23 protein-coding genes are annotated in these 21,751 nt (G+C 73.3%); 13 read left to right on the top strand and 10 right to left on the bottom strand.

Going from position 1 to position 21,751, the window contains the following annotated elements; all coding sequences use genetic code 11:
- Nucleotides 1-39 precede the first annotated feature (39 nt).
- The 3 genes from ACI6PP_RS06160 to ACI6PP_RS06150 are packed head-to-tail and all read left to right on the top strand — an operon-like array spanning nucleotide 40 to nucleotide 1,993.
- The gene (locus ACI6PP_RS06160) at nucleotides 40-549 is read left to right on the top strand and encodes a hypothetical protein (protein WP_421110005.1); all 510 of its coding nucleotides are present in this window, start codon (nucleotides 40-42) and stop codon (nucleotides 547-549) included.
- 27 nt (nucleotides 550-576) lie between these two features.
- Entirely contained in the window at nucleotides 577-1,113 is a 537-nt protein-coding gene (locus tag ACI6PP_RS06155) for a GNAT family N-acetyltransferase (protein ID WP_421110004.1), read from the top strand.
- A gap of 10 nt (nucleotides 1,114-1,123) precedes the next feature.
- Nucleotides 1,124-1,993, top strand: a complete 870-nt coding sequence (locus ACI6PP_RS06150; RefSeq protein WP_421110003.1) for a phosphoribosylaminoimidazolesuccinocarboxamide synthase — start codon at nucleotides 1,124-1,126, stop codon at nucleotides 1,991-1,993.
- A gap of 4 nt (nucleotides 1,994-1,997) precedes the next feature.
- Here ACI6PP_RS06150 and ACI6PP_RS06145 read toward each other — a convergent pair whose 3' ends face one another.
- The 4 genes from ACI6PP_RS06145 to ACI6PP_RS06130 form a co-directional block, all read right to left on the bottom strand.
- Nucleotides 1,998-3,302 (bottom strand): UDP-glucose dehydrogenase family protein, encoded by a 1,305-nt coding sequence (locus tag ACI6PP_RS06145; RefSeq protein WP_421110002.1) that lies wholly within the window; start codon nucleotides 3,300-3,302, stop codon nucleotides 1,998-2,000.
- A gap of 70 nt (nucleotides 3,303-3,372) precedes the next feature.
- Nucleotides 3,373-5,040 (bottom strand): glycoside hydrolase family 26 protein, encoded by a 1,668-nt coding sequence (locus tag ACI6PP_RS06140; RefSeq protein WP_421110001.1) that lies wholly within the window; start codon nucleotides 5,038-5,040, stop codon nucleotides 3,373-3,375.
- Nucleotides 5,018-6,454 (bottom strand): glycosyltransferase family 2 protein, encoded by a 1,437-nt coding sequence (locus ACI6PP_RS06135; protein ID WP_421110000.1) that lies wholly within the window; start codon nucleotides 6,452-6,454, stop codon nucleotides 5,018-5,020. The genes ACI6PP_RS06140 and ACI6PP_RS06135 overlap by 23 nt, the downstream gene beginning before the upstream one ends.
- Nucleotides 6,455-6,457: 3 nt before the next feature.
- The gene (locus ACI6PP_RS06130; RefSeq protein ID WP_421109999.1) at nucleotides 6,458-8,566 is read right to left on the bottom strand and encodes an acyltransferase family protein; all 2,109 of its coding nucleotides are present in this window, start codon (nucleotides 8,564-8,566) and stop codon (nucleotides 6,458-6,460) included.
- A 299-nt stretch (nucleotides 8,567-8,865) separates the two neighbouring features.
- On the opposite strand from ACI6PP_RS06130, the gene ACI6PP_RS06125 reads away from it, so the two are divergent.
- Together ACI6PP_RS06125 and sigM are read left to right on the top strand one after the other, a co-directional pair.
- On the top strand, nucleotides 8,866-10,416 hold the full coding sequence (locus tag ACI6PP_RS06125) for a long-chain-fatty-acid--CoA ligase (RefSeq protein ID WP_421109998.1): 1,551 nt from the start codon (nucleotides 8,866-8,868) through the stop codon (nucleotides 10,414-10,416).
- Nucleotides 10,417-10,594: 178 nt separating this feature from the next.
- Nucleotides 10,595-11,161 carry an RNA polymerase sigma factor SigM gene (gene sigM, locus ACI6PP_RS06120; RefSeq protein WP_421109997.1) on the top strand — a complete coding sequence of 189 codons (567 nt, stop codon included), beginning with the start codon at nucleotides 10,595-10,597 and terminating at the stop codon, nucleotides 11,159-11,161.
- A 4-nt stretch (nucleotides 11,162-11,165) separates the two neighbouring features.
- Here sigM and ACI6PP_RS06115 read toward each other — a convergent pair whose 3' ends face one another.
- Nucleotides 11,166-12,053, bottom strand: a complete 888-nt coding sequence (locus tag ACI6PP_RS06115) for an aminoglycoside phosphotransferase family protein (RefSeq protein ID WP_421110101.1) — start codon at nucleotides 12,051-12,053, stop codon at nucleotides 11,166-11,168.
- Nucleotides 12,054-12,154: 101 nt separating this feature from the next.
- Between ACI6PP_RS06115 and purS the strand changes: the two genes are divergently transcribed.
- From purS to ACI6PP_RS06100, 3 genes are read left to right on the top strand one after another with little or no spacing between them, the layout of a single operon-like run.
- Nucleotides 12,155-12,400: a phosphoribosylformylglycinamidine synthase subunit PurS gene (gene purS / locus ACI6PP_RS06110; protein ID WP_421109996.1), complete on the top strand. Its 246-nt coding sequence runs from the start codon at nucleotides 12,155-12,157 to the stop codon at nucleotides 12,398-12,400.
- Nucleotides 12,397-13,065: a phosphoribosylformylglycinamidine synthase subunit PurQ gene (gene purQ / locus ACI6PP_RS06105; protein WP_421109995.1), complete on the top strand. Its 669-nt coding sequence runs from the start codon at nucleotides 12,397-12,399 to the stop codon at nucleotides 13,063-13,065. Before purS ends, purQ begins: the two co-directional genes overlap by 4 nt.
- A 1-nt stretch (nucleotide 13,066) precedes the next feature.
- On the top strand, nucleotides 13,067-13,291 hold the full coding sequence (locus ACI6PP_RS06100; protein WP_421109994.1) for an SCO4848 family membrane protein: 225 nt from the start codon (nucleotides 13,067-13,069) through the stop codon (nucleotides 13,289-13,291).
- Here ACI6PP_RS06100 and ACI6PP_RS06095 read toward each other — a convergent pair.
- Nucleotides 13,288-14,781 carry an MFS transporter gene (locus ACI6PP_RS06095; RefSeq protein ID WP_421109992.1) on the bottom strand — a complete coding sequence of 498 codons (1,494 nt, stop codon included), beginning with the start codon at nucleotides 14,779-14,781 and terminating at the stop codon, nucleotides 13,288-13,290. The two genes, ACI6PP_RS06100 and ACI6PP_RS06095, sit on opposite strands and share 4 nt — an antisense overlap.
- Before the next feature lie 92 nt (nucleotides 14,782-14,873).
- On the opposite strand from ACI6PP_RS06095, the gene ACI6PP_RS06090 reads away from it, so the two are divergent.
- A complete protein-coding gene (locus tag ACI6PP_RS06090; protein ID WP_421109990.1) occupies nucleotides 14,874-15,605 on the top strand; it encodes a hypothetical protein in 732 nt (243 codons plus the stop codon).
- 6 nt (nucleotides 15,606-15,611) lie between these two features.
- Here ACI6PP_RS06090 and ACI6PP_RS06085 read toward each other — a convergent pair whose 3' ends face one another.
- Nucleotides 15,612-16,445, bottom strand: a complete 834-nt coding sequence (locus ACI6PP_RS06085) for an EamA family transporter (RefSeq protein ID WP_421109988.1) — start codon at nucleotides 16,443-16,445, stop codon at nucleotides 15,612-15,614.
- 86 nt (nucleotides 16,446-16,531) lie between these two features.
- Between ACI6PP_RS06085 and ACI6PP_RS06080 the strand changes: the two genes are divergently transcribed.
- A complete protein-coding gene (locus tag ACI6PP_RS06080; protein ID WP_421109987.1) occupies nucleotides 16,532-17,407 on the top strand; it encodes a FlgD immunoglobulin-like domain containing protein in 876 nt (291 codons plus the stop codon).
- Nucleotides 17,408-17,475: 68 nt separating this feature from the next.
- Nucleotides 17,476-18,564, top strand: coding sequence for an NADH:flavin oxidoreductase/NADH oxidase (locus ACI6PP_RS06075; protein WP_421109985.1), 1,089 nt, complete (start codon nucleotides 17,476-17,478; stop codon nucleotides 18,562-18,564).
- A gap of 193 nt (nucleotides 18,565-18,757) precedes the next feature.
- On the opposite strand, the gene ACI6PP_RS06070 is transcribed toward ACI6PP_RS06075, so the two are convergent.
- Genes ACI6PP_RS06070 through ACI6PP_RS06060 form a run of 3 tightly spaced genes read right to left on the bottom strand, consistent with a single transcriptional unit; the run spans nucleotide 18,758 to nucleotide 20,159 of the window.
- Nucleotides 18,758-19,339, bottom strand: a complete 582-nt coding sequence (locus tag ACI6PP_RS06070) for a GNAT family N-acetyltransferase (RefSeq protein WP_421109984.1) — start codon at nucleotides 19,337-19,339, stop codon at nucleotides 18,758-18,760.
- 32 nt (nucleotides 19,340-19,371) lie between these two features.
- On the bottom strand, nucleotides 19,372-19,782 hold the full coding sequence (locus tag ACI6PP_RS06065) for a hypothetical protein (RefSeq protein WP_421109982.1): 411 nt from the start codon (nucleotides 19,780-19,782) through the stop codon (nucleotides 19,372-19,374).
- A gap of 23 nt (nucleotides 19,783-19,805) precedes the next feature.
- Complete coding sequence (locus ACI6PP_RS06060) at nucleotides 19,806-20,159, bottom strand: winged helix-turn-helix transcriptional regulator (RefSeq protein WP_421109981.1); 354 nt, start codon at nucleotides 20,157-20,159, stop codon at nucleotides 19,806-19,808.
- A gap of 80 nt (nucleotides 20,160-20,239) precedes the next feature.
- Between ACI6PP_RS06060 and ACI6PP_RS06055 the strand changes: the two genes are divergently transcribed.
- On the top strand, nucleotides 20,240-20,896 hold the full coding sequence (locus ACI6PP_RS06055; protein ID WP_421109980.1) for an FMN-dependent NADH-azoreductase: 657 nt from the start codon (nucleotides 20,240-20,242) through the stop codon (nucleotides 20,894-20,896).
- Between the two features lie 149 nt (nucleotides 20,897-21,045).
- Nucleotides 21,046-21,751, top strand: a 706-nt coding sequence (locus ACI6PP_RS06050) for an AIR synthase related protein (protein WP_421109978.1), incomplete at its 3' end; no start/stop codon positions are given.

Genomic DNA, 21,751 nt, shown 5'->3' with positions numbered 1-21,751 from the left:
ACGGGTTTGACCCGTGGACGCCGCGGGTACTCCCGGGGCATGGACCTCACCGCACCCCGCTCCCTGACGCGTCGCGCCGCCGGCGCCGTCGCCGCCCTCGTGCTCGCCCTCGGCGGGCTTATCGCGCTCGCGACGCCCGCGTCGGCGGTCTCCCAGGCTGCCGCCGAGTCGACGTTCCGCTCCGCCGGCATCACCTGGTCGTCGTCGGGCGGCTGCTCCAACCCGGCCAACAGCACCTGCACCGCCTTCGAGGGCCTGCGCCAGGCCACCGTGGACGGCGCCGTCACGCTGCGCAACGCCAGCGGCTGCGCCCTCAACATCACCGGCGGCACCGAGACGGGCCACGCCGGCGGCACCTACAGCCACGCCAACGGCTACAAGCTCGACTTCTCGCTCAGCACCTGCCTGAACAGCTACGTCACCGGCACCTTCACCTACATCGGCACCCGCAGCGACGGCGCCGCGCAGTACCGGTCGGGCTCGGGCAACGTGTACGCCAAGGAGGGCAACCACTGGGACGTCCTCTACAACAACTGCGGCGGCTGCTGACCGAGCGCCGGGCCCTAGGCTCGTCCCATGACCACCAAGGGACCGGCCGGGTACGCGATCGAGCCGCTGCGCGAGGACCACGCCGAGGCGCTGGCCGCGTCGTACGCCCGCAGCCGGCGGCACCTGGAGCGGTGGGAGCCGCGACGCGGCGAGGACTTCGCGACGCCCGAGCGCCAGGCGGCGACGATCCGCACCGCGCTCGAGAACGACGCGGCGGGACGGTCGGCGTCGTGGGTGCTCGTGCACGGCGACGACGTCGTGGGGCGGGTCAACCTCAACGACGTCGTCCGCGGCGCGTTCGACAACGGCAACCTCGGGTACTGGGTCGACGTGCACCACCTGCGCAAAGGCCTGGCGACGTGGGCCGTCGCGCACGCCTGCGAGGCCGCGTACGACATGGGGCTGCACCGGGTGCAGGCCGCGACGCTGCTGGAGAACGGGCCGTCGCAGAAGGTGCTCGCCCGCAGCGACTTCAGCTGGATCGGCACCGCGCCGGAGTACCTGCGCATCGACGGTCGCTGGCAGGACCACCACCTGTTCCAGCGCATCGTCGCGCCCTCCTAGGCTGGTGCCCGTGACCGACTACGACGTGCCCGGCGCGACCCTGATCCACACCGGCAAGGTCCGCGAGCTGTGGTCGCTCGACGACGACCGCATCCTCATGGTCGCCTCCGACCGCATCTCGGCCTACGACCACGCGCTGCAGCCCGGCATCCCCGACAAGGGGCGGGTGCTCACGCAGCTGTCGCTGTGGTGGTTCGACCAGCTCACCGATCTCGCGCCGCACCACGTCGCGTCCACCGACGTGCCCGAGCAGGTGGCCGGACGCGCGGTCGTCTGCGAGCGCCTCGACATGGTGCCCGTGGAGTGCGTGGCCCGTGGATACCTCACCGGCGGCGGGCTCGAGGAGTACCGACGCTCCGGTGCCGTCAGCGGCATCGCGCTCCCCGACGGCCTCGTGGACGGCAGCCGCCTGCCCGAGCCGATCTTCACGCCCAGCACCAAGGCGCCGGCGGGCGAGCACGACGAGCCGATCTCGTTCGACCAGGTCGTCGAGCTCGTCGGTGCCGACGTCGCCACCGCCCTGCGCGACCTGACGCTGGCCGTCTACGCCCGCGGCGAGGAGATCGCCCGCGAGCGCGGCATCATCCTGGCCGACACCAAGATCGAGGTCGGCCGCCGCGTGGACGGCACGCTCGTCCTCGCCGACGAGGTCCTGACGCCCGACTCGTCGCGCTTCTGGCCCGCCGACCTGTGGGAGCCCGGCCACCCCCAGCAGTCGTTCGACAAGCAGTTCGTCCGCGACTGGCTCACGTCGCCCGCCAGCGGCTGGGACCGCGACTCCGGCGACACGCCCCCCGAGCTCCCGGGCGACGTCGTCGAGCGCACCCGCAGCCGCTACGTCGAGGCCTTCGAGCGCCTCACCGGTCGCGACTTCGTCTGACGGTTCACAGGGACGGACGCCCGAGCGCACGGTGCGTCCAGCCCTCGCGGGTCCAGGCCTCGCGGTCGAGGGCGTTGCGGCCGTCGACGACGTTGCGCGAGCGCACCACCTCGCCCACCGCGGCGGGGTCCATCTCGCGGAACTCGCTCCACTCGGTGAGGTGCAGGACGACGTCGGCGTCGGCGCAGGCCGCGAGCGCGCTCGGCGCGTAGGCGAGGGTCGGGAACGCCTCGCGGGCCCGCTCCATCGCGTGCGGGTCGTAGACCCACACCGCCGCGCCCTGACGCTGGATCGCGAGCGCGACGTCGAGCGCCGGCGAGTCGCGGATGTCGTCGGAGTCGGGCTTGAACGCCGCGCCCAGCACCGCGACGCGACGCCCGGCGAGCGAGCCCTCGCACATCTCGCGGGCGAGGTCGACGGTGCGCGCCCGGCGACGGACGTTGATGTCGTCGACCTGCTTGAGGAACCCGAGCGCCTGGTCGACGCCCAGCTCGCCGGCCCGCGCCATGAACGCGCGGATGTCCTTGGGCAGGCAGCCGCCACCGAAGCCGAGGCCCGGGCCGAGGAACCGGTGACCGATGCGCGCGTCGTGGCCGATCGCCTCCGACAGCCGGGTCACGTCGGCGCCGACGACCTCGCAGATCTCGGCCATCGCGTTGATGAACGAGATCTTGGTGGCCAGGAAGCTGTTCGCCGCCACCTTGACGAGCTCGGCCGTCGCGAGGTCGGTGACCACCAGCGGGGTGCCGGCGTCGAGGATCGTGGCGTAGACGTCGCACAGCGTCTTGGTGGCCCGCTCGGTGGACGACCCGATGACGACGCGGTCGGGGTGCAGCGTGTCGTCGACGGCGAAACCCTCGCGCAGGAACTCGGGGTTCCAGCACAGGTCGGCGCCCGCGGCCTCGACCACCTCGGCCAGGCGCGCGGCGGTCCCGACGGGCACCGTCGACTTGCCGACGACGAGGTCGCCGGGCGACAGGTGCGCGGCCAGGGCCGCCACGGCGGCGTCGACGTAGGACAGGTCGGCGGCGTACTCGCCCGGCTTCTGCGGGGTGCCCACGCAGACGAAGTGCACGTCGGCGCGGGCGCCGACCTCGGCGTAGTCGGTGGTGAACCGCAGGCGCCCGCTGTCGAGCGACCGCTGCAGCAGCTCGGGCAGCCCCGGCTCGTGGAACGGCACGACGCCCGCGTCCAGCGAGGCGATCTTGGCGGGGTCGACGTCCAGGCCGACGACCTCGTGGCCGAGCTCGACCATGGCGGCGGCGTGGGTGGCGCCGAGGTACCCGGTGCCGATGACGGACAGCTTCATGGTGGTTCCTTCTGTGGGGCGGTGGAGGGTCTGGGTCGGTGCAGGGTCTGGGTGGCGGAGCGGACGGGGGTCAGGGACGGGTGCCGGCGGCGTAGTCGTCGGTCGACACCGCCTCGCGGAAGGCCGCGAGCGCCTCGGGGGAGGAGTCGATGGTCCAGTCGAGCGTGGTCGGCAGGCCGTCGACGACGTGCTCGGCGGCGTTGTTGAACCACAGGAAGCCCACGACGTCCTCGTCCCGCGCGAGCCGCCGGATGACGGTGGTCGTCCAGGCCGCCTTGAGCGCGGTGAGGTCGGTGCCGCTCGCGGACTGCGTGGCGCCGATCTCGGCGAAGAACAACGGCTTGTCGGTGAGCGCCTTGAGCCGGTCGACGGTCCGGCCGAACGACGCCTCGTAGCTGCTGCCGAGCGAGGCGCGGCGCATGTAGACCGACGCGCCCACCCAGTCGACGTACTGGTCGCCGGGGTAGCTGGCCTCGAGGTCGGTGATGCCGTTGGTGGCCGACGGCCTGAGGTCGTCGACGCGGCTGGGCGACCACAGCCAGATCACGTCGTCGTTGGCGCCGACCTGCTCGAACACCTGCCACAGGTGCCGCCACGCGGCGACGTACTTCTCGGGGGTGTTGTTGTAGTCCTTGCGTCCGGACGACCAGCCGTACCAGCTGCCGTTCATCTCGTGGTCGAAGCGGATCGCGACGGGCAGGCCGGTCCTCTTCACCGCCTCGGCGTACCGGTAGAGGTACGCGTCGTGCCGGCCGTCGATGATCGACGTGAGCGAGTACGAGGGCTTCTCGGCGGTGGGGTCGGAGACCTGGGCCACCGACATCCAGGTGAGGACGGGCAGCGCGTCGCGTCGCCAGGCCTTGGTCACCAGGTCGCCCCGGTAGTCCTGGTTGAAGCCGCTGAACCAGCCGACGCTGCTCGGTGCCTTGCCCACCTGGGCGTCGAGGCGGTCGAACATCTTGGTGTCGCCGGGCAGCCCGTCCTGCGAGAAGCCGTAGTAGTCCCGGGCGGGCGAGACCAGCTCGCGCTTGGACGCGGGTGTCGGCGTGGGCTCGACGTAGGCGCCGGCGGGCTCCGACGCCGGCCTCCGCGGGTCGACGGGCAGGTCGGTGCACGCGACGCCGTCGCCGTCGTACCCGCCCTTGCCGCTGTCGAGGCCGAGCGGGTCGGACAGGTCGCCGACGTAGTACGCCTGCGCGTCCTGCTGCCACTCGAAGCTCCAGCAGCCCTCGACGCGGGCGCCGCTGGACGTGCCGCCGCCCGAGCCGTCCGAGCCACCGGTCGACCCGCCGTCCGACCCGCCGTCCGACCCGCCGTCGCCGCCGGACGAGCCGCCGTCGCCGTCGCCGACCTGCTGGACGTCGGCCTCGCCGCCGGACCCGGAGCCCGAGCCGGACCCGCCCCCGGCGCCGGTGCCCGCGCCGTCGCCGCGGTCGATGGTGGGGTTGGACGGCCCGGCCGTCGAGGGACGTGAGGCTGCCGGCGTCGACGACGGTGAGGGCGAGGGCCGGGCTGCGGCAGGCCTGGCGGCGTCGGGCTCCTGGCCCATCGTGCCGCCGAGCGCGGCGGGGATCCTGCCGGCCACGGTATCGGCCACCTGGCCGCCGACGGGCGAGACCCACAGTGCCGCGCAGGCGGCGACGAGGGTCACGGACAGGGCGGTCGCGTTGACCTTCCTGCTCCACGAGCGGGGGCCGGTGGGGCCGCCGACCGGGTCAGGGGAGGAGCTGGGCGTCATAGAGGACTCCGAGGAGGACGGCGGCCGAGGCCACGAGGTACGGGACGAGGGCACGGGGGTCGCCCGTGGTGTTGACGGGGGAGCGCAGGGTGGCCGTCTCGACGCGCGCGGCCACCTGGGTGGAGCCGGAGAGGCCGTGCGGCTCGAGCGGCGTCTCGGTCTCGGTGTCGGCCGAGTAGGCGTCGGCGCGGGTGCCCCAGCCGCCGACGTGGCCGAGGCGCAGGAAGCCGTACATGCGCAGCGGCATGAGGAACAGCGAGCTGAACAGGATGTACAGCGGCATGAGGAGCAGGTCGACGGGCCGCTCCTCGATGTGCCGCAGCTGGCGCAGCGACATCGAGAGGGTCGACATGACGATCGTCAGCACGACGATCGCCGGGATGGCGTGCTCGGTGGGCCCGAGGTCGAGCAGGCCCGCGTAGAGGTTCTCGCCGGTGTGCGTGACGTAGCGGATGACCCACGCCGTCACGACCGCCAGCAGCAGGAACGGCATGACGATGTCGGAGACGAAGAAGAACGCCAGCACCGGCGTGTGCCCGAGCATCCAGGGCAGCATCCGCAGGGTGTTGTACTGGCTCCCGCGCGACCACCGCAGCTGTTGCTTCATCATCTTGCCCAGCCGCGTCGGGGCGTCGGTGTAGACCAGGCTCGTCGACTGGTAGACGGTCTTGTAGCCGCGCTTGAGCGCGAGGTTGGTGAGCGTCCGGTCGTCGGAGACCTCCATGAAGACGCCGAGGAACTTCTGCTCCATGAAGTCGCGCATCGAGTCGACCAGCACCGCCCGGCGGAACGCGATCGTGCGCCCGGGCAGGCACCCGACGGCGCCGAGACGGCTCTGCGCGGGCATGGCATAGAGGACGCGGGTGTTCTCGAGCCAGTCGGCCCAGCGGGTGAGGAAGGTGCGGGTCGGGTCGAGGATCCGCTGACGTGTGGTGACGCCGCCGACGGTGGGGTCCTTGAACGGCTTGACCAGCTCGGGCAGCGTCCCGTCGGTCCAGACCGTGTCGCTGTCGACCAGCACCACCACGTCGCCGACGGACGCCTCGGTGCCCACCATCACGGCGTTGCGCTTGCCGGCGACGGGCGTCCACGTCCACTGGACCGCGGGGGCGAACTCCTCGCAGACGCTCTCGAGGTCGGGGTTGCGTCGCCCGTTGATGACCACGATGGTCTCGGTGGGCTCCTGGTCGACGATGCGCTGCAGCACCTCGCGGAACAGGTCGAGCGGCTCGTCCACCACCGGGATGACGACCGACGTGGTCGTCTCGTGCGGCTCGGTCCAAGGCCGGTAGCCCCGGGAGAGCACCACCTTGGCCAGCCAGACCAGCCAGGTGAGCAGCACGAACGCGCAGAACAGGTACAGGTGCCCGTCCTGCTGGATCGTGTGGCGCAGCTGCAGGATCGCGATGAACACGGCTCAGCCCTCCTTCGGCGGGACGAGGCCCTGCAGCTGGGGGGCGAGCCAGCGGCTGTAGGGCACGGTCATGTGGGAGTCGTTGCGGAAGACCAGGACGTTGCCCACGACGGCCGGGCAGGCGTCGTCGGTGCAGAACCAGTCGGCCGGGTCGGCGGCGCTCTCGACCGCGGCGGGCACCGCGTCGAGCAGGGCCGCGTGGCGGGCGGGGTAGGCGTAGGCGTCGTCGCGGTCGAAGGAGCACGCGCGGACGTCGTCGAGGTTTGCCGCGACGCAGCCCGGCAGGTCCGAGCCCGGGATCGGGATGTCCTGCACGTACTCCACCCGGGCGCCGGAGCGCTCCCTCAGCGCGTCGAGGGTCCGGACGGTCGCCGCGGCGAACGCCTTCGGGCTGACGCTGCTCGACGCCACGTTCTCGGACTGGCTGACGACCACGCGTCGCGGCTGCATCGCGGCGATCGCGGCGACGGTCTCGGCGCGCCAGGTGTCGCACTCGGTGTAGTCGCGGTTGAGGGCCGGGTCGCGGACGGTGAGGTCGGCGACGGGGCACGCGGACTTGGTCCAGCTGACGACCTTGAAGCCGTTCTGGCGGCCGAGGACGTCGAGTGCGGGCAGCCACTGCTCGGCGTGACTGTCGCCGAACAGCACCACGGTGCGCGCCGACGTCGTGTCGCCGTACTCGCACGCCGGGCGCTCGGTGCTCGTGAAACCGGCGTGGCAGCCGTTGCGCGACGTCGGCGGCAGGCTCTGCGCGGCGACGTCGGGACGCGGGGTGAGGTTGGCGGGCGCCTCGCGGGTGTCGAGACCGGCGGCGAGCGCCGTCGTCAGGGCCGAGGTGCCGGTGTCGGAGCCGCCGAGGGCGGTCAGTCGGGAGTCGGCGCCGCGTCCGGTGAGGGCGACGGGCAGCACCGCCACCACCAGCACGACGACCGCGGTGACGGCCGCCGCCATCCCGACGGCGAACCCGGCCCAGCGGACGTCGGGCATCACGGCCCGACGGGCGGGCTCCTCGACGAGGAAGAACGAGAGCAGCGCGACGACCAGCGAGGTCCAGACGACGACGCCGCGCTCGAGCACGGACAGGTCGTGACCGACCACGTGGGGCGCGAGCACGAGCATCGGCCAGTGCCACAGGTACCAGGAGTAGGAGATCCGGCCGAGGCACTGCATGAGCGGCTCGCCGAGCACCCGCTCGGCGCCGACCCGCCCGCCGCAGCCGGCGGCCACGACGAGCGCCGCGCCGCCGACGGGCAGCCAGGCGGCGTGCCCGGGGAACGGGGTCGCGTCGGTGTAGAGCACCGCGCTCGCGACGACCGCCGCGAGGCCGACCCAGGCGAGCAGGCCGGCGAGGCGGCGGGGCAGCGTCGCCCAGAGCCCGGCGGTGAGGGCGACCAGCTCGCCGAGCCCGAGCTCCCACGCGCGGGTGTGCAGCGAGAAGTAGGCCCACGGCGCGGACGTCTGGGTGACCGTCACCGAGAACCACGACGACACCGCGACCGCGGCCACCGTCACCGCGACGAGCAGCCCCGGCGCGAGACGACGTCCGAGGACGACGACCAGCGCGATCGTCAGCGGCCACACGACGTAGAACTGCTCCTCCACCGCGAGCGACCAGAAGTGCTGCAGCGGCGAGGCGTCGACGCCGAGGTGCTGGTAGTCGGTGCCCTGCACGGCGAGCCGGTAGTTGAGTCCGTAGAAGGTGGTGAACAGGCCGTCCATCGCGATGCCGCGCACCTGCAGCGGCGGCGCCCAGACGCGGGCGGCGGCCACCGTCGCGAGCACCACGGCCACGGCGGCGGGCAGGAGGCGACGGACGCGGTGGGCGTAGAACGTGGGGATGGCGCGGAAGCCGCGCTCGCCGACCGACCGCGTGAGCTGCCGCGTGATGAGGAAGCCGGAGATGACGAAGAAGACGTCGACGCCCACGTAGCCGCCGGGCAGGCCGAGCCCGGCGTGGTAGACCACCACGGCGAGGACGGCGATCGCGCGCAGGCCCTCGATGTCGGGACGGAAGCCGCGGGGGGTGATCGGCTCGGAGCGGCGACGCAGGCGGCGGGCGGGCCGGCGGGGCGGCGCCTGGTCGGTGACGGTGACCGTCGTGCGGTCGTCCATGAGGGTCACGGGAGTGGTCCGTTGCGGGTGTGGGGCTGCGAGGAGCCGGGCCGGGCTCCCCTCCCGAGAAGGAGCCGTTGACGCCCCGAAATCTAGGGACGCGCCGCGTCCGGGAGGTCTCGCGAAAGCACCTCGACGATGACGATCTACTCAATTTGAGGTAGTAGTGTGTCGATCGCGTGAACGGCTGTCCCACGCGCCACCCAAGCCGTGGTCGGGGGTCTCCTACGCGTCGGTAATATGACAGGCGTGAGCCCGCTCACGTCCGTGTCACTGTGACGACAACCCGGAGGCCCTTCGTGCCCAACCTGTCCGCGCTGCTCGAGGACTCAGCCGCCGCCTACGCCGATCGCACCGCGATCGTGCTCGGCGGCACCCGCCTGACCTACGCCCAGGTCGACGCCGCCTCGTCCCAGGTGGCCAACCTGCTGGTCTCCCGCGGCGTGCAGCCGGGCGACAAGGTGGCGCTGTCGTGCGCGAACATCCCGCACTTCACGATCATCTACTTCGGCATCCTCAAGGCCGGCGCGACGGTCGTCCCGCTGAACGTCCTGCTCAAGGCCCGCGAGGTCGCCTACCACCTCGAGGACTCCGACGCGGTCGCGTACTTCGCGTTCGAGGGCACCGCCGACCTGCCGATCGGCCAGGCCGGGCACGACGGCTTCACGCAGGTCGAGTCCTGCCGCGAGTTCTTCGTCGTCACCGTCGACCCGTCCGCCCCGTCGCCCATCGAGGGCGCAGAGACCTTCGGGTCCGCGGTGGCCCAGCAGCCGCCGACGTTCGACACCGTCCAGGTCGCCGACGACGACACCGCGGTGATCCTCTACACCTCCGGCACCACCGGCCAGCCCAAGGGCGCCGAGCTGAGCCACTCCAACATGCGCTCCAACGCGCTCGTGGGCGACGAGCTGTTCGGTGCGCGCGCCGACCGTCCCGACACCTACCTGTGCGTGCTGCCCCTGTTCCACTCCTTCGGCCAGACCGTCGTGCAGAACGGGGCGTTCGCGTTCGGCGGCACCGTCGTGATGCTGCCGCGCTTCGAGGCCAAGGCGGCGCTCGGGCTGATGGTCTCCGAGGGCATCACCTACTTCGCGGGCGTCCCCACCATGTACTGGGGCCTGCTCGGCGCGCTCGACGACACCGTCGACGTCAAGGCCATCGCGGCCAACCTGCGGGTCAGCTCCGCTGGCGGCTCCGCGCTGCCCGTCGAGATCCACCGCGAGTTCGGCGAGCGCTTCGGCGTCACCATCCGCGAGGGCTACGGCCTGTCCGAGACGTCGCCCGTCGCGAGCTTCTCGCCCGACGGCGCCGACCCGCGCCCCGGGTCGATCGGCCTGCCGATCCCCGGCGTGGAGATGAAGCTGATCGACACCGACTGGAACGAGGTCGAGGGCGCCGACACCGTCGGCGAGATCGCGATCAAGGGCCCCAACGTGATGAAGGGCTACTACAACCGGCCCGAGGCCACCGAGGCCGTCATCCAGGACGGCTGGTTCCGCTCCGGCGACCTCGCCCGACGCGACGACGACGGCTGGTACTACATCGTCGACCGCTCCAAGGACATGATCATCCGCGGTGGCTTCAACGTGTACCCCCGCGAGATCGAGGAGGTGCTGATGAGCCACCCCGCGGTCTCGCTGTGCGCCGTCGTCGGCGTCCCCGACGAGTCCCACGGCGAGGAGATCAAGGCGTTCGTCATCAAGACCGACGGCGACCCCACCACCGAGGACGAGCTCCGTGCCTGGGGCCGGGAGCAGATGGCGGGCTACAAGTACCCCCGCGTCATCGAGTTCCGCGACGAGCTCCCCATGACCTCCACCGGCAAGATCCTCAAAAGAGAACTCGTCTGACGGCGGCCGCTCGTTCACCAGGTTCTCCTGGTGGACGGTCGCGGACCACGGCAGAGATGCCGTGGTCCGCGACCGAGTGCCGTGGTTCGTCGACTCGTGTCTGGTGAGTAGGCACGGGCGCACGATCTGAGTACGCGCACCCATGCGACGGCCACGCGGCCGCCGCGAGGGTGGGGGCATGAGCACGCACCCGGCCACGACGGCCGCCAGCACCCCCACCGACGCCGAGCTGCTCGCCCGTCACGTCGCGGGCGACCCGCACGCGTTCGGCGACCTCGTCGGCCGCCACCAGGACCGCCTCTGGGCCGTCGCCGTCCGGACCATGCGCGACCGCGAGGACGCCGCCGACGCGCTGCAGGACGCCATGGTCAAGGCGTTCGGGTCGGCCCACCGCTACCGCGGCGACTCCGCCGTCACCACCTGGTTGCACCGCATCGTGGTCAACGCCTGCATCGACGCCATCCGCCGCCAGCGCGTGCGGCCCGCCGTCCGCGGCCTCGACCTCGAGCTGGTGCCCGGTCCGACGAGCGAGCGCGAGACCGTGCTCGACGTCCGCGCCGCCGTGGCCGCGCTGCCCGACGCCCAGCAGCGGGCCGTCGTCATGGTCTACCTCCAGGGCTACAGCGTCGAGGAGACCGCACGGGTGCTCGGGTGCGCGGCGGGCACCGTCAAGAGCCGGTGCGCCCGCGCCCGCGACGTCCTCGGCGGGCTGCTCGCCGACGGCCACGCCCCCGTCGCCGCCTGAGCCCTCACTCCCGCTCGAGCAGTCGACGGAGCGTCCGGCGGCCCAGCCGGCTCATCCCCGGGTTGGACCGCTCGTAGTACCAGACCAGGCCCATCGCCTGCTGGAACGCCCACGCCCGTCCGCGCGCCCACTCCAGGTCCGACGGGCCCAGCGCGCGTCGCAGCTCCTCCCGCGGGGCGGCGTCGAGCAGGTGCCACGCGCTGACGAGGTCGAGCGCCGGGTCGGCCGGTCCGAAGCCGCCGCCGTCGAGCACACCGGTCAGCCGTCCGCCCGCGACGAGGACGTTGCCCGGGACCAGGTCGCCGTGCGTCATGCCGTCGGGGTCCTCACGCGGCAGGACGCGCAGCTCGTCCCAGAGCAGTCCGAGCCGGTGGACGTCGAGCAGGCGGGCGCTGCGTCGCAGGCACTCCTGCATCCAGGCGTCGTGGTCGGGCAGGTGCCCACCCCGGCCGGCGCCGGCGAACCGCCGGCCGCGGGTGTCGACGGCCCGCAGGTCGAGGACGAGCCGCGCCATGTCGCGCGCGAACACCACCGAGGACGCGGGGTCGTCGGCGGTGGCGTCCGTCCCGGGCAGCCAGGTCTGCACCGCCCAGGGGAGCGGGTACCCCGCGCCCGGCTCGCCGAGCGCCACCGGGACGGGCGTCGGCACGGTGGTGGACGCCGCGAGCTCGGCCATGGCGTCGCGCTCGGACTCCAGCCACGCGCGCGTCGCGTCCGGGTCGTCCCCCTGCAGCGGGAGCCGGACGGCGAGGTCGTCGCCGAGCCGGAAGATCGCGTTCACCGTGCCCTGCGACGCCACCGCGCGCACCGGCAGGTGGCGCCACCGCGGGTGCTGCTCGTCGACGAGCCGCCGCACGACGTCGGCCGTCACCGTGAGCTGGTCGACGTGCATCTCCACGCGGGCCACCCTGGCCGCCGGGCCAGCGGCGGGCAACCGAATTCGGGGTCCTAGACTCAGCGGTGCCCGTTCCCCGCCGATCCCAGGAGCGACCCGTGGCCCGCGTCGTCGTCGACGTCATGCTCAAGCCCGAGATCCTCGACCCGCAGGGCAAGGCCGTCCACGGCGCCCTCCCGCGGCTCGGGTTCGGCGGCATCAGCGACGTCCGCCAGGGCAAGCGCTTCGAGCTCGAGGTGGACGGCGAGGTCACCGAGGAGCGTCTGGCCGAGGTGCGCCAGATCGCCGAGACGCTGCTGTCGAACCCGGTGATCGAGGACTACGCCGTGAGGGTCGAGCAGTGAGGATCGGCGTCGTCACGTTCCCCGGCTCCCTCGACGACGTCGACGCGCAGCGCGCCGTCCGCCTCGCCGGCGGCGACCCCGTCGCCCTGTGGCACGGCGACCACGACCTGCAGGACGTCGACGCCGTGGTGCTGCCCGGCGGCTTCTCGTACGGCGACTACCTGCGCTGCGGCGCGATCGCCCGCTTCGCGCCGGTGATGAGCGAGGTCGTCGACGCGGCCCATCGCGGCCTGCCCGTGCTCGGCATCTGCAACGGCTTCCAGATCCTCTGCGAGAGCCACCTGCTGCCCGGTGCGCTCGTGCGCAACGACCACCAGAAGTTCGTCTGCCGCGACCAGCGCCTGCGCATCGAGGACTCCACCAGCGCCTGGACCGGCTCGTACGAGACCGGCCAGGAGATCGTCGTCCCGCTCAAGAACGGCGAGGGCGGCTTCGTCGCCGACGAGGCCACGCTCGACGCCCTCGAGGGCGAGGGCCACGTGGTGGCCCGCTACCTCGGCGGCAACCCCAACGGCTCGCTGCGCGACATCGCGGGCATCCGCAACGCCGCCGGCAACGTCGTCGGCCTGATGCCCCACCCCGAGCACGCGGTGGAGGACCTCTGCGGCCCGGGCACCGACGGCCTCGGCTTCTTCACCTCGGCGCTGCGCGCGCTCGTCGGCTGACGTGGACGTGCCCGCCGCGGTCGCCGTCCTCCTGCTCGTGGCGGGTGCCTGGAGCCTGGTGGTGTGGCCGCCGTTCCTGCGCCGCGTGCTCAAGGACCCCCGCTCGCGTGACGCGTCCGGCTCGGCGACGCGGTTCCTCACCGTCCACGTCGTGCTCGTGACGGTGTCGATGGCGCTCGGCCTGTCGACCGCGGTCGTCGGGCTGGCCGCGCTGCTCCAGCCCTAGGGCAGGTGGGTGCCCGCCGCGTGGGCGCCACCGTGCGGGGCGTCGTCGGCGGGCTTGGCCTGCCGGCGCACGAGGTCGAGGACGCCCAGCGCGAGCGCGACGACGATGAGCGCGATGGTGGTGCGCAGGCTGTGCGACAGCGCCTCGGCGAAGTCGCCCTTGGAGGTGGCGAGCCGGTCGAAGAACTGCGCGAGGACGACCGCGACGCCGATCGCCGAGCCCACGCGCTGCGCGGTCTGCAGCATGCCGCCGCCGGCTCCCGCGCGGACCGGGTCGACGTCGGCCAGCGCGAGCGTGATGTTGGGCGAGATGACCAGGCCGCCGCCGAAGCCGGCCACCAGGAACGAGGGCGCGAGCTTGAGGCCGACGTCGCCGTCGAGGTGGGGGACGAGCAGGTCGATGGAGATCAGTCCGACGAGCACGAGCACCAGGCCCGTGACGACGAGGCCGCGTCCGAACCGCTCGACCAGCCGACCGCCCAGGAAGGCCGACACCGCCGATCCGACGGCGAACGGCAGCTGCGTCGCACCCGCCTCGAGCGCGCTGTAGCCGAGTCCGTTCTGCAGGTAGAGGGTGATCACCAGGAAGATCGAGGTGAACCCGGCGAAGTAGAACGTGCCGAGCCCCAGGCCGAGCACGAACGAGCGCACCTTGGCCAGCGACAGGTCGACCAGGGTCTCCTTGCCGCTGCCGGACCAGCGCTTCTCCCAGAACCAGAACGCGACGAGCAGCACGGCGGTGAAGGCGAGCAGCCACCACGGGCGCTCGGCCAGGGGCGTGTCGCGGCCGCCGGTGACGACCGGCAGCAGGATGAAGATCATCGCGCCGCCGAACAGCAGGACGCCGACCGGGTCGAGCGACTGCTTGGGACCGGCCGGGACGCTCGGCAGGTACTTGAGCGCCAGCGCGATCAGGACGATGCCCACCGGGACGTTGACGTAGAACACCAGGCGCCAGCCGAAGTCCGGGCCGCCGAGGTTGACGAGCACGCCGCCGAGCAGCGGGCCGATGGCCGTCGAGATGCCGATGGACGCGCCGAAAAGCCCGAACGCGCGGCCGCGCTCGGGGCCGCGGAACAGGTTCTGGATGAAGCCCGAGACCTGGGGCGCGATGAAGCCGCCGCCGATGCCCTGCAGCACCCGGGCGACGCAGATCCAGAAGGGGCTGGGCGCGGCACCGGCGGCCGCGCTCGACAGCGTGAACAGCGCGACGCCGACGATGAACACGGTGCGCCGGCTGCGGGCGTCGCCGAGCCGTCCCGCGGGCACGAGCACGACGCCGAACGCGAGCGCGTAGCCCGCGACGATCCACTGCACGGCGCTGTCGCCGGCGCCGAGGCCCTGGCTCAGCGACGGCAGGGCGACGTTGACGATGCTGACGTCGAGCAGCGTCATGGCGCCGGCGACCAGGCAGACGGCGAGCGCCGCCCACCGTGCCGGGTCGGGCTCGAAGTCGGCCGGGGCGTTGCCGGCGGGAGATGGTTGCGTCACGGGTCCACCGTAGGGAGCCGGGCCGACGCCCGCCGACGGAGTGGGTGGTTCGTCCGGTCGCCGCTGTGACCTCCAGCACCTACCCTCGCCCCATGAGGCTTCCCGGGATCCTGGCCCTGCCCCTCGAGGTCGGCGTCGCCGGCGTCCGGGTGACGCTCGCGCTCGGCACGCTGGTCGCGCCGGACGGTCCCCTCCGCCGCCCCGGCGGGTACGGCGAGCAGCTCGCCGCGCTGCTCGGTCCCGGCGGCCTGATCGACCGGCTCGACCAGATGGCCGACGACCCCGACAGCGCCCTGCGTCGCCTCGGCGTCCTCGCGCGCGCCGCCGCCGACGACCGTCCGCTCGGACGCGCGCTGGCACCCGGCGGCGTCCTCGACCGGGTTCTCGCCGCGGACGGCCCCCTCACGCGGCTGCTCGACGACGACGGCGCGCTCGACCGCCTGCTCGCGGTCGGCGGTCCGCTGGAGCAGCTGCTCGTGGCCGGAGGCCCGCTCGACCGGCTGCTGGCCGACGACGGTGCGCTCGACCGGCTCACCCGCCAGAACGGCGCGCTCGAGCGGTTGCTCCGGGAGGAGGGGCTGGTCGACCGCTTGCTGGTCGACGACGGCTTCGTCGAGAAGCTCGTCGCCGAGGGCGGCACCCTCGACCAGCTGGTGGCGCTCGGCACCACCCTCGAGCGGATCCACCCGCGGCTCGTCGAGCTGAGCGAGGTCGCGCCCGAGCTCAGCGAGTCGGTCGACGCGCTCGGCCGCGCCGTCGTCCCGCTCGGCGAGCTCGTGGGACGCATCCCCGGCCGCCGCAGCCGCGCCGTCACCGCCGGCTGAGCGGCGTCAGCCGAGCGCGACCAGCGTCACCGCGGCCGTCGCGAGCACGAGCCCGACGCCCTGCAGGCGGTGGACCTGCTCGCGCAGGAGCACCGCGGCGAGGAGCACCGTGGTCGCGGGGTAGAGCGCGGTGATCACCGAGACGATCGACAGCAGGCCCGAGTGCGTGGCGTAGAGGAACGCACCGGTGGCGCTCGCGCCGAGCGGACCCATCGTCAGCGCCCACCACGCCTGGCCGCGCGGCACCCACGCCTGGCGCAGCAGCGTCGCGGTGGCCACCACTGCCAGCACCGACGTCACCTGGCTGACGGCGAGCGGCATGATCCCGGCGTCCTCGCCGATGCGGTCGAGGAAGACGAACAGCAGCCCGAAGCCCACCCCGGCCACGACGCCGTCGAGCACGCTCGCGGTCGTCGAGCCGGACGCGTCGCGGGCGCCGGGCGTCCGCGACACCAGCACGATCGCGGGGAAGGCGGCGACGATGCCGATCCACGCCCACGCGCTCGGCCGCTCGCCGGTCGCGAGGCCCACGACGACCGGGACGACGGCGGCCCCGACGGCCGACACCGGTGCGATGACGCTCATCCGGCCACCGGCGAAGCCGCGGTACAGGAACGCCGCGCCCACGCCGCCGCCGAGCCCGGCGAGCGCACCCCAGCCCCAGTCGGCCGTCACCGGCGTCCCGGTGAGCACCAGGCCGAGGAGCGCCGCGCAGACCGCCGACGACGACTGCCCGACCACCGCGACCTGCCACGCGGACGCCCGTCGGGCGAAGATCCCGCCGAGGAAGTCCGACACCCCGTACGCGAGCGCGGAGACCAGGGACAGGACGACGGCCACGGCCAGACTCTAGGTCCGGTGAACTTTCCGGCGGTCCCTGGCGTCTCACCACGAACAGGAGCACCATGCGAGGTCGGAGGCCCACCATGAGCAGAGCACGCACGATCACCACCGCGACGCTGGCCGTCGCCCTGGGCGCCGGGGCGCTCGCCGCCGTCCCGACGAGCGCGTCCGCGGCGTCGGCGCCGGTGAAGGTGTCGGTGGGGGTGTCGACCTCCACCTTCACCCCCTACGCCGACGGCGTCACCGACCGCGCCGTGCTGCGCGTCCGCCTGTCGAGGAAGGCGCGGCTCAAGCTGTTCGTCGCGGACGCGAACGGCACCACCGTCCGCAAGATCTACCTCGGCACCGTCGACGCCGGCCTGCACCGCCCGACGTGGGACGGTCGCACGGCAGGTGGCGCGCTGCTGCCCACCGGCAGCTACCGGGTGTCGTTCAAGGCGTACAAGGACGGCCGCCGCACCGTCACCTCCAAGGTGCGCTCGGTGCGCCTGCAGCAGCAGCGGCTCGCCGACCGCACGTCGTCGGTCGTGGTGCGCGGGGCCGACTTCGAGCCCGCGCTCAGCCGGCTGCTCACCGACGGCGACGCGGACGGCACGATCTTCCTCGGGCACGGGACCGATCCGTCCACCGACGTCGCGGGCTACCAGGCGGCGGTGCCGGCGCACGTCGGCACGGTGCGGGCCCGCGTCCGCCTCGACCTCAGGTCGGCGCGGTTCGAGGAGGGCAACGTCTCCTACGGGTACCGCGTGCCGGCCGCCGGCGGGGGCCGCACCTTCGCCGACACCCCGATCCCGCGGACGGACTCGACGACGCCGTACACGGTCGACGGCCGGTGGGCGGACGTCGACCTCGCGGCCGGTGAGACCTTCGCCTGGCGGGTGGTCGTGACGCCGTTCGCCAACGTCCGGCTCGGCAGCACGACGCTCGACCTGCAGTACCGGGCGCTCGTGCCCGCCTGAGGCGGTGAACCGGCTCACCTGACCGGGGGAGGCGGAACACCGGTCGCCACGGGACCGTTGGCACCGACATGACCGACGTCCCGCTGCTGTTCCAGCCCCTCACCCTCCGCGGCCTCACCCTGCAGAACCGGGTCTGGCTGGCGCCGATGTGCCAGTACAGCGTCACCGAGCGGGACGGCGTCCCGAACGACTGGCACCTGGTGAACCTGGGTGCGCGGGCGGTCGGCGGGTTCGGGCTGCTGCTCACCGAGGCGAGCGCGGTGGTGCCCGAGGGCCGGATCAGCCCCGAGGACGCCGGCATCTGGAACGACGAGCAGGTGGCCGCCTGGCGACGCATCACCGACTTCTCGCACGGTCAGGGCGTGCCGATCGGCGTCCAGCTCGCGCACGCCGGGCGCAAGGCGTCGACCTACGCGCCGTGGCGCGGCGAGGACTCGGTGCCCGAGTCCGAGGGCGGCTGGGAGACCGTCGGCCCGTCGGCCACCGCCTTCACCGGCTACACCACCCCGACCGAGCTCGGCCTCGACGAGATCGCCGGCGTCGTCCGGGCGTTCGCCGACTCAGCACGCCGAGCCGACGAGGCCGGCTTCGACGTCGTCGAGCTGCACGCCGCGCACGGGTACCTGTTCCACCAGTTCCTGTCGCCGCTGTCGAACCGGCGCACCGACGCCTACGGCGGCTCGTTCGAGAACCGGACCCGCCTGCTGCTGGAGACCGCCGAGGCCGTCCGCGCCGTCTGGCCCGACCACAAGCCGCTGTTCGTGCGGCTGTCGGCGACCGACTGGCGCGACGACGGCTGGACCGTCGAGGAGACCGCCCGCGTGGTCAAGGCACTGGGCGAGGTCGGGGTCGACCTCGCCGACATCTCGTCCGGCGGCGCGGTGGCCGAGGCCGACATCGTCGTCGGCCCGGGGTACCAGGTGCCGTTCGCGCGCGAGGTGCGCGAGTCGTCCGGCGTGGCCGTCGCGGCCGTCGGTCAGATCACCGACCCGCAGCAGGCCGAGCAGGTGCTGGCCGACGGCTCGGCGGACGCCGTCTTCCTCGGGCGCGTGGCGCTGCGCGAGCCCGCGTGGCCGCAGCGCGCCGCGCACGAGCTGGGCGTCGACCGGCACGACGCCGGCTACCCGGACCAGTACGCCCGCGGCGCCTGGTCCTGACGAGCTGTCGGTGCCTCATGATGCCGGGGCATCACCACGCACCGACAGGTCGGGAGAAAAAGTGGGGCGGACGGGTGAACCGAACCGCCGCGCGCGGCGTCTGACCTGACGACCGGGCCGCGGGGGTGCTCGGTCACCGACAGGGTCGGCCGGGCGCACGGGGGCGCCGCGGCCGGCCCGTCGTCGTCCCGGCTCAGGGTCGGACGTCGAGCCGCATGACCCAGCGCCACTTCGCGATCCGGCGCACCCGGGTGAAGCCGAGCCGCTCGTAGAGCTCCTCGGGACCGGTGTGGAAGTACGCGCCGCGCTGCGGCGGGCGTCCCTGCGACTGCTCGGGGTACGCCTCGACGACGCCGCCGCCCGCGGCACTGATCGCGTCGACCGCGGCGCGCACGGCCGTGCTCGCCACCCCCTGCGTCCGGTGGCCCTTGCCGGTGAAGATGCAGCCGATGCGCCAGTCGGGCAGCCGGTCGAGCTCGCGCTCGTAGGCCTTCGCGTTCTTGATCGACGCGACCTCCGTCGGCGGGCCGTACTGGCACCACCCAACACAGACGTCGCCGTCGTAGACCAGCTCCTGGTGGCAGGTGCCGGCGTCGACGTGCTCGCGCTTGGCGGCGCGGTTGCCGCCGGGGGCGTCCTGCCGGGCGAAGGCCTCGGGGTGGAAGCCGATGCACCAGCACCCGCCCCACACGCCGTTGTTGTCCTCGACGAGCCGCGCGAAGTCGTCCCACGTGTCCGGCGCGAGCGGACGGGTGGTGTAGGCGTCCTGCGTCATCGCAGCATCGTCCACCCGGACGCAGACCGGCGCTAGCGCCTGCGGTGTCGGACCGGGCGCACCAGCGCGCGCAGGCCCCTGACGAGCAGCGGCAGCGCCGTGACGAGCAGCAGCGGCAGCGTCGCCGCGAGCGGCAGCACGACGAGTCCGAGCGCCAGCCCCGCCGCCACGACCAGCAGGGCCACCGCGACGTTCGTCGTCCACACCAGGAACCGCGGGGTGCGCGGCTGGACGTCGGTGCGCGTGCCGAGCGCGAGCGGGAACAGCACGACGAGCAGGACGAGCGCCAGGCCGGTGCCGGCCACGAGGTCCGAGCCCGCGACGAAGGCGACGGCGGCGACGCCGAGCACGACGGTCGTCGCCTCGGCGACCCACGGCGGCATCCGCTGGTCGGTCTCGGCGTCCAGGGGCCGGGCGAGGAACTCGGCGACGTGTCGGGCCACGTCCCCAGCCTAGGCGGCGTCGCTCAGCAGGCGCCGTCGTCCGAGGGGCGGGGCAGGTGGTCGGCGGCCCACGACGCGAGCTGCTCGAGGACGGGCAGCAGCGCGGCGCCAGCGGGCGTCACGCGGTAGCCGACGCTCACCGGCGGGCCGGGGTCGACGGTGCGGTCGACGAGACCGGCCTCGCCGAGCTCGCTGAGGCGGTCGGACAGCACCGAGTCGCTGATGCCGCCCACGGCGCGCCGCAGCTCGCTGAACGTGGCCGGGCCACCGGTGAGGATGCTCAGGATCATCCCGTTCCACCGCTTGCCGAGCAGCCGGAACGCGCTCGACAGGGCCGCGTCGCACACACGCGGCTCGTGCGGGGTCTGCTGGGTCACATCTCGATCCTACCCGGTGCTCGTTCGCGAGATGCTGCTATCTTTTTCCTAGCAACATCGACCACACGAGCGAGGTTCCCATGTCACTGTTCAGGCTCGACGCGAGCATCCGTACCGAGGGCTCGGCCAGCCGCGAGATCGCCGACATCGTCGAGGCCGAGTGGCGCGCCGGCCACCCCGACGCCCCGGTGACGCGGCGTCACGTCGGCACGGCCCCGCTGCCGGCCACCGCGTGGGGCGAGGCGGTCTCGGCCGCCGGCGTGTCCGAGGACGAGCGCACCGACGCGCAGTCCGACGCCGTCGCGCTCGCGGCCCGCCTGACCGACGAGCTGGTGGACGCCGACGCGCTCCTGCTCGCCGTCCCGCTCTACAACTTCGGCGTCTCGCAGCACCTCAAGGCGTGGGTCGACCTGATCATCACCGACCCGCGCATGGGGCCGGGGGCCGAGCCGGCGCTCGCGGGCAAGCCCGCCGTGCTGGTGCTGGTGCACGGCGGCAACTACGCCGCCGGCACCCCGCGCGAGGACTGGGACCACGCCACCGGCTGGATCCGCCGCATCCTGGCCGACGTGTGGCAGCTCGACGTCAAGGTCGTCACGCGCGAGTTCACCCTCGTCGGCGTCAACCCCGCGCTCGACGACTTCACCGAGATGGCCGCCGAGCTGCGCACCGCGGCCGAGGCCGAGGCGGCCGAGCACGGTCGCACCCTCGGTGAGGCCGCACGCCGGGCCGCCTGAGGCGTCCCCACCGTCCGCGATCCGATGGCTTCGCGGGGTTCTGACGACCAGGAACCCCGCCAACCCGTCGGATCGCGGACGGGCGGGTGTCGGGGGAGGCGCTGGGACGGCGCGCGGGGACGTCGGCGCCCGCCGATAGGCTGGGCACCGTGACCGCCGCGCCGGAACAGACCCGCGTCCTCGACACCGTCGAGCACGCCACGCAGACCCCCGACCGCGAGCTGCCCTGGGCCGAGCTCGGCCTCAAGGCCGACGAGTACGAGGAGATCCGCCAGATCCTCGGTCGCCGCCCCACGGGTGCCGAGCTCGCGATGTACTCGGTGATGTGGAGCGAGCACTGCTCCTACAAGTCCTCCAAGGTGCACCTGAAGAAGTTCGGGCAGCTGCCGCAGGAGACGCCGCTGGGCAAGACCCTCGCCGGCATCGGCGAGAACGCCGGCGTGATCGACGTCGGCCAGGGCTGGGCCGTCACGTTCAAGGTCGAGTCGCACAACCACCCGAGCTACGTCGAGCCCTACCAGGGCGCGGCCACCGGCGTCGGCGGCATCGTCCGTGACATCCTCGCGATGGGCGCCCGTCCGGTGGCGGTCATGGACCCGCTCCGATTCGGCCCGCTCGACGCCCCCGACACCGCGCGCGTGCTGCCCGGCATCGTGGCCGGCGTCGGCGGCTACGGCAACTGCCTCGGCCTGCCCAACATCGGCGGCGAGGTCGTCTTCGACGAGACCTACCTCGGCAACCCGCTCGTTAACGCCCTCTGCGTGGGCGTGCTCCGTCACGAGGACCTCCACCTCGCCCACGCGTCCGGTGCCGGCAACCAAGTCGTCCTCTACGGCGCGCGCACCGGCGGCGACG

The organism is Solicola agrisoli (assembly GCF_049059935.1).
Taxonomy (GTDB): Bacteria; Actinomycetota; Actinomycetes; order Propionibacteriales; family Nocardioidaceae; genus JAURVT01.
The sequence above is the reverse complement of the archived record's forward strand: the minus strand, read 5'-3'. Positions and strand labels throughout refer to the sequence as shown.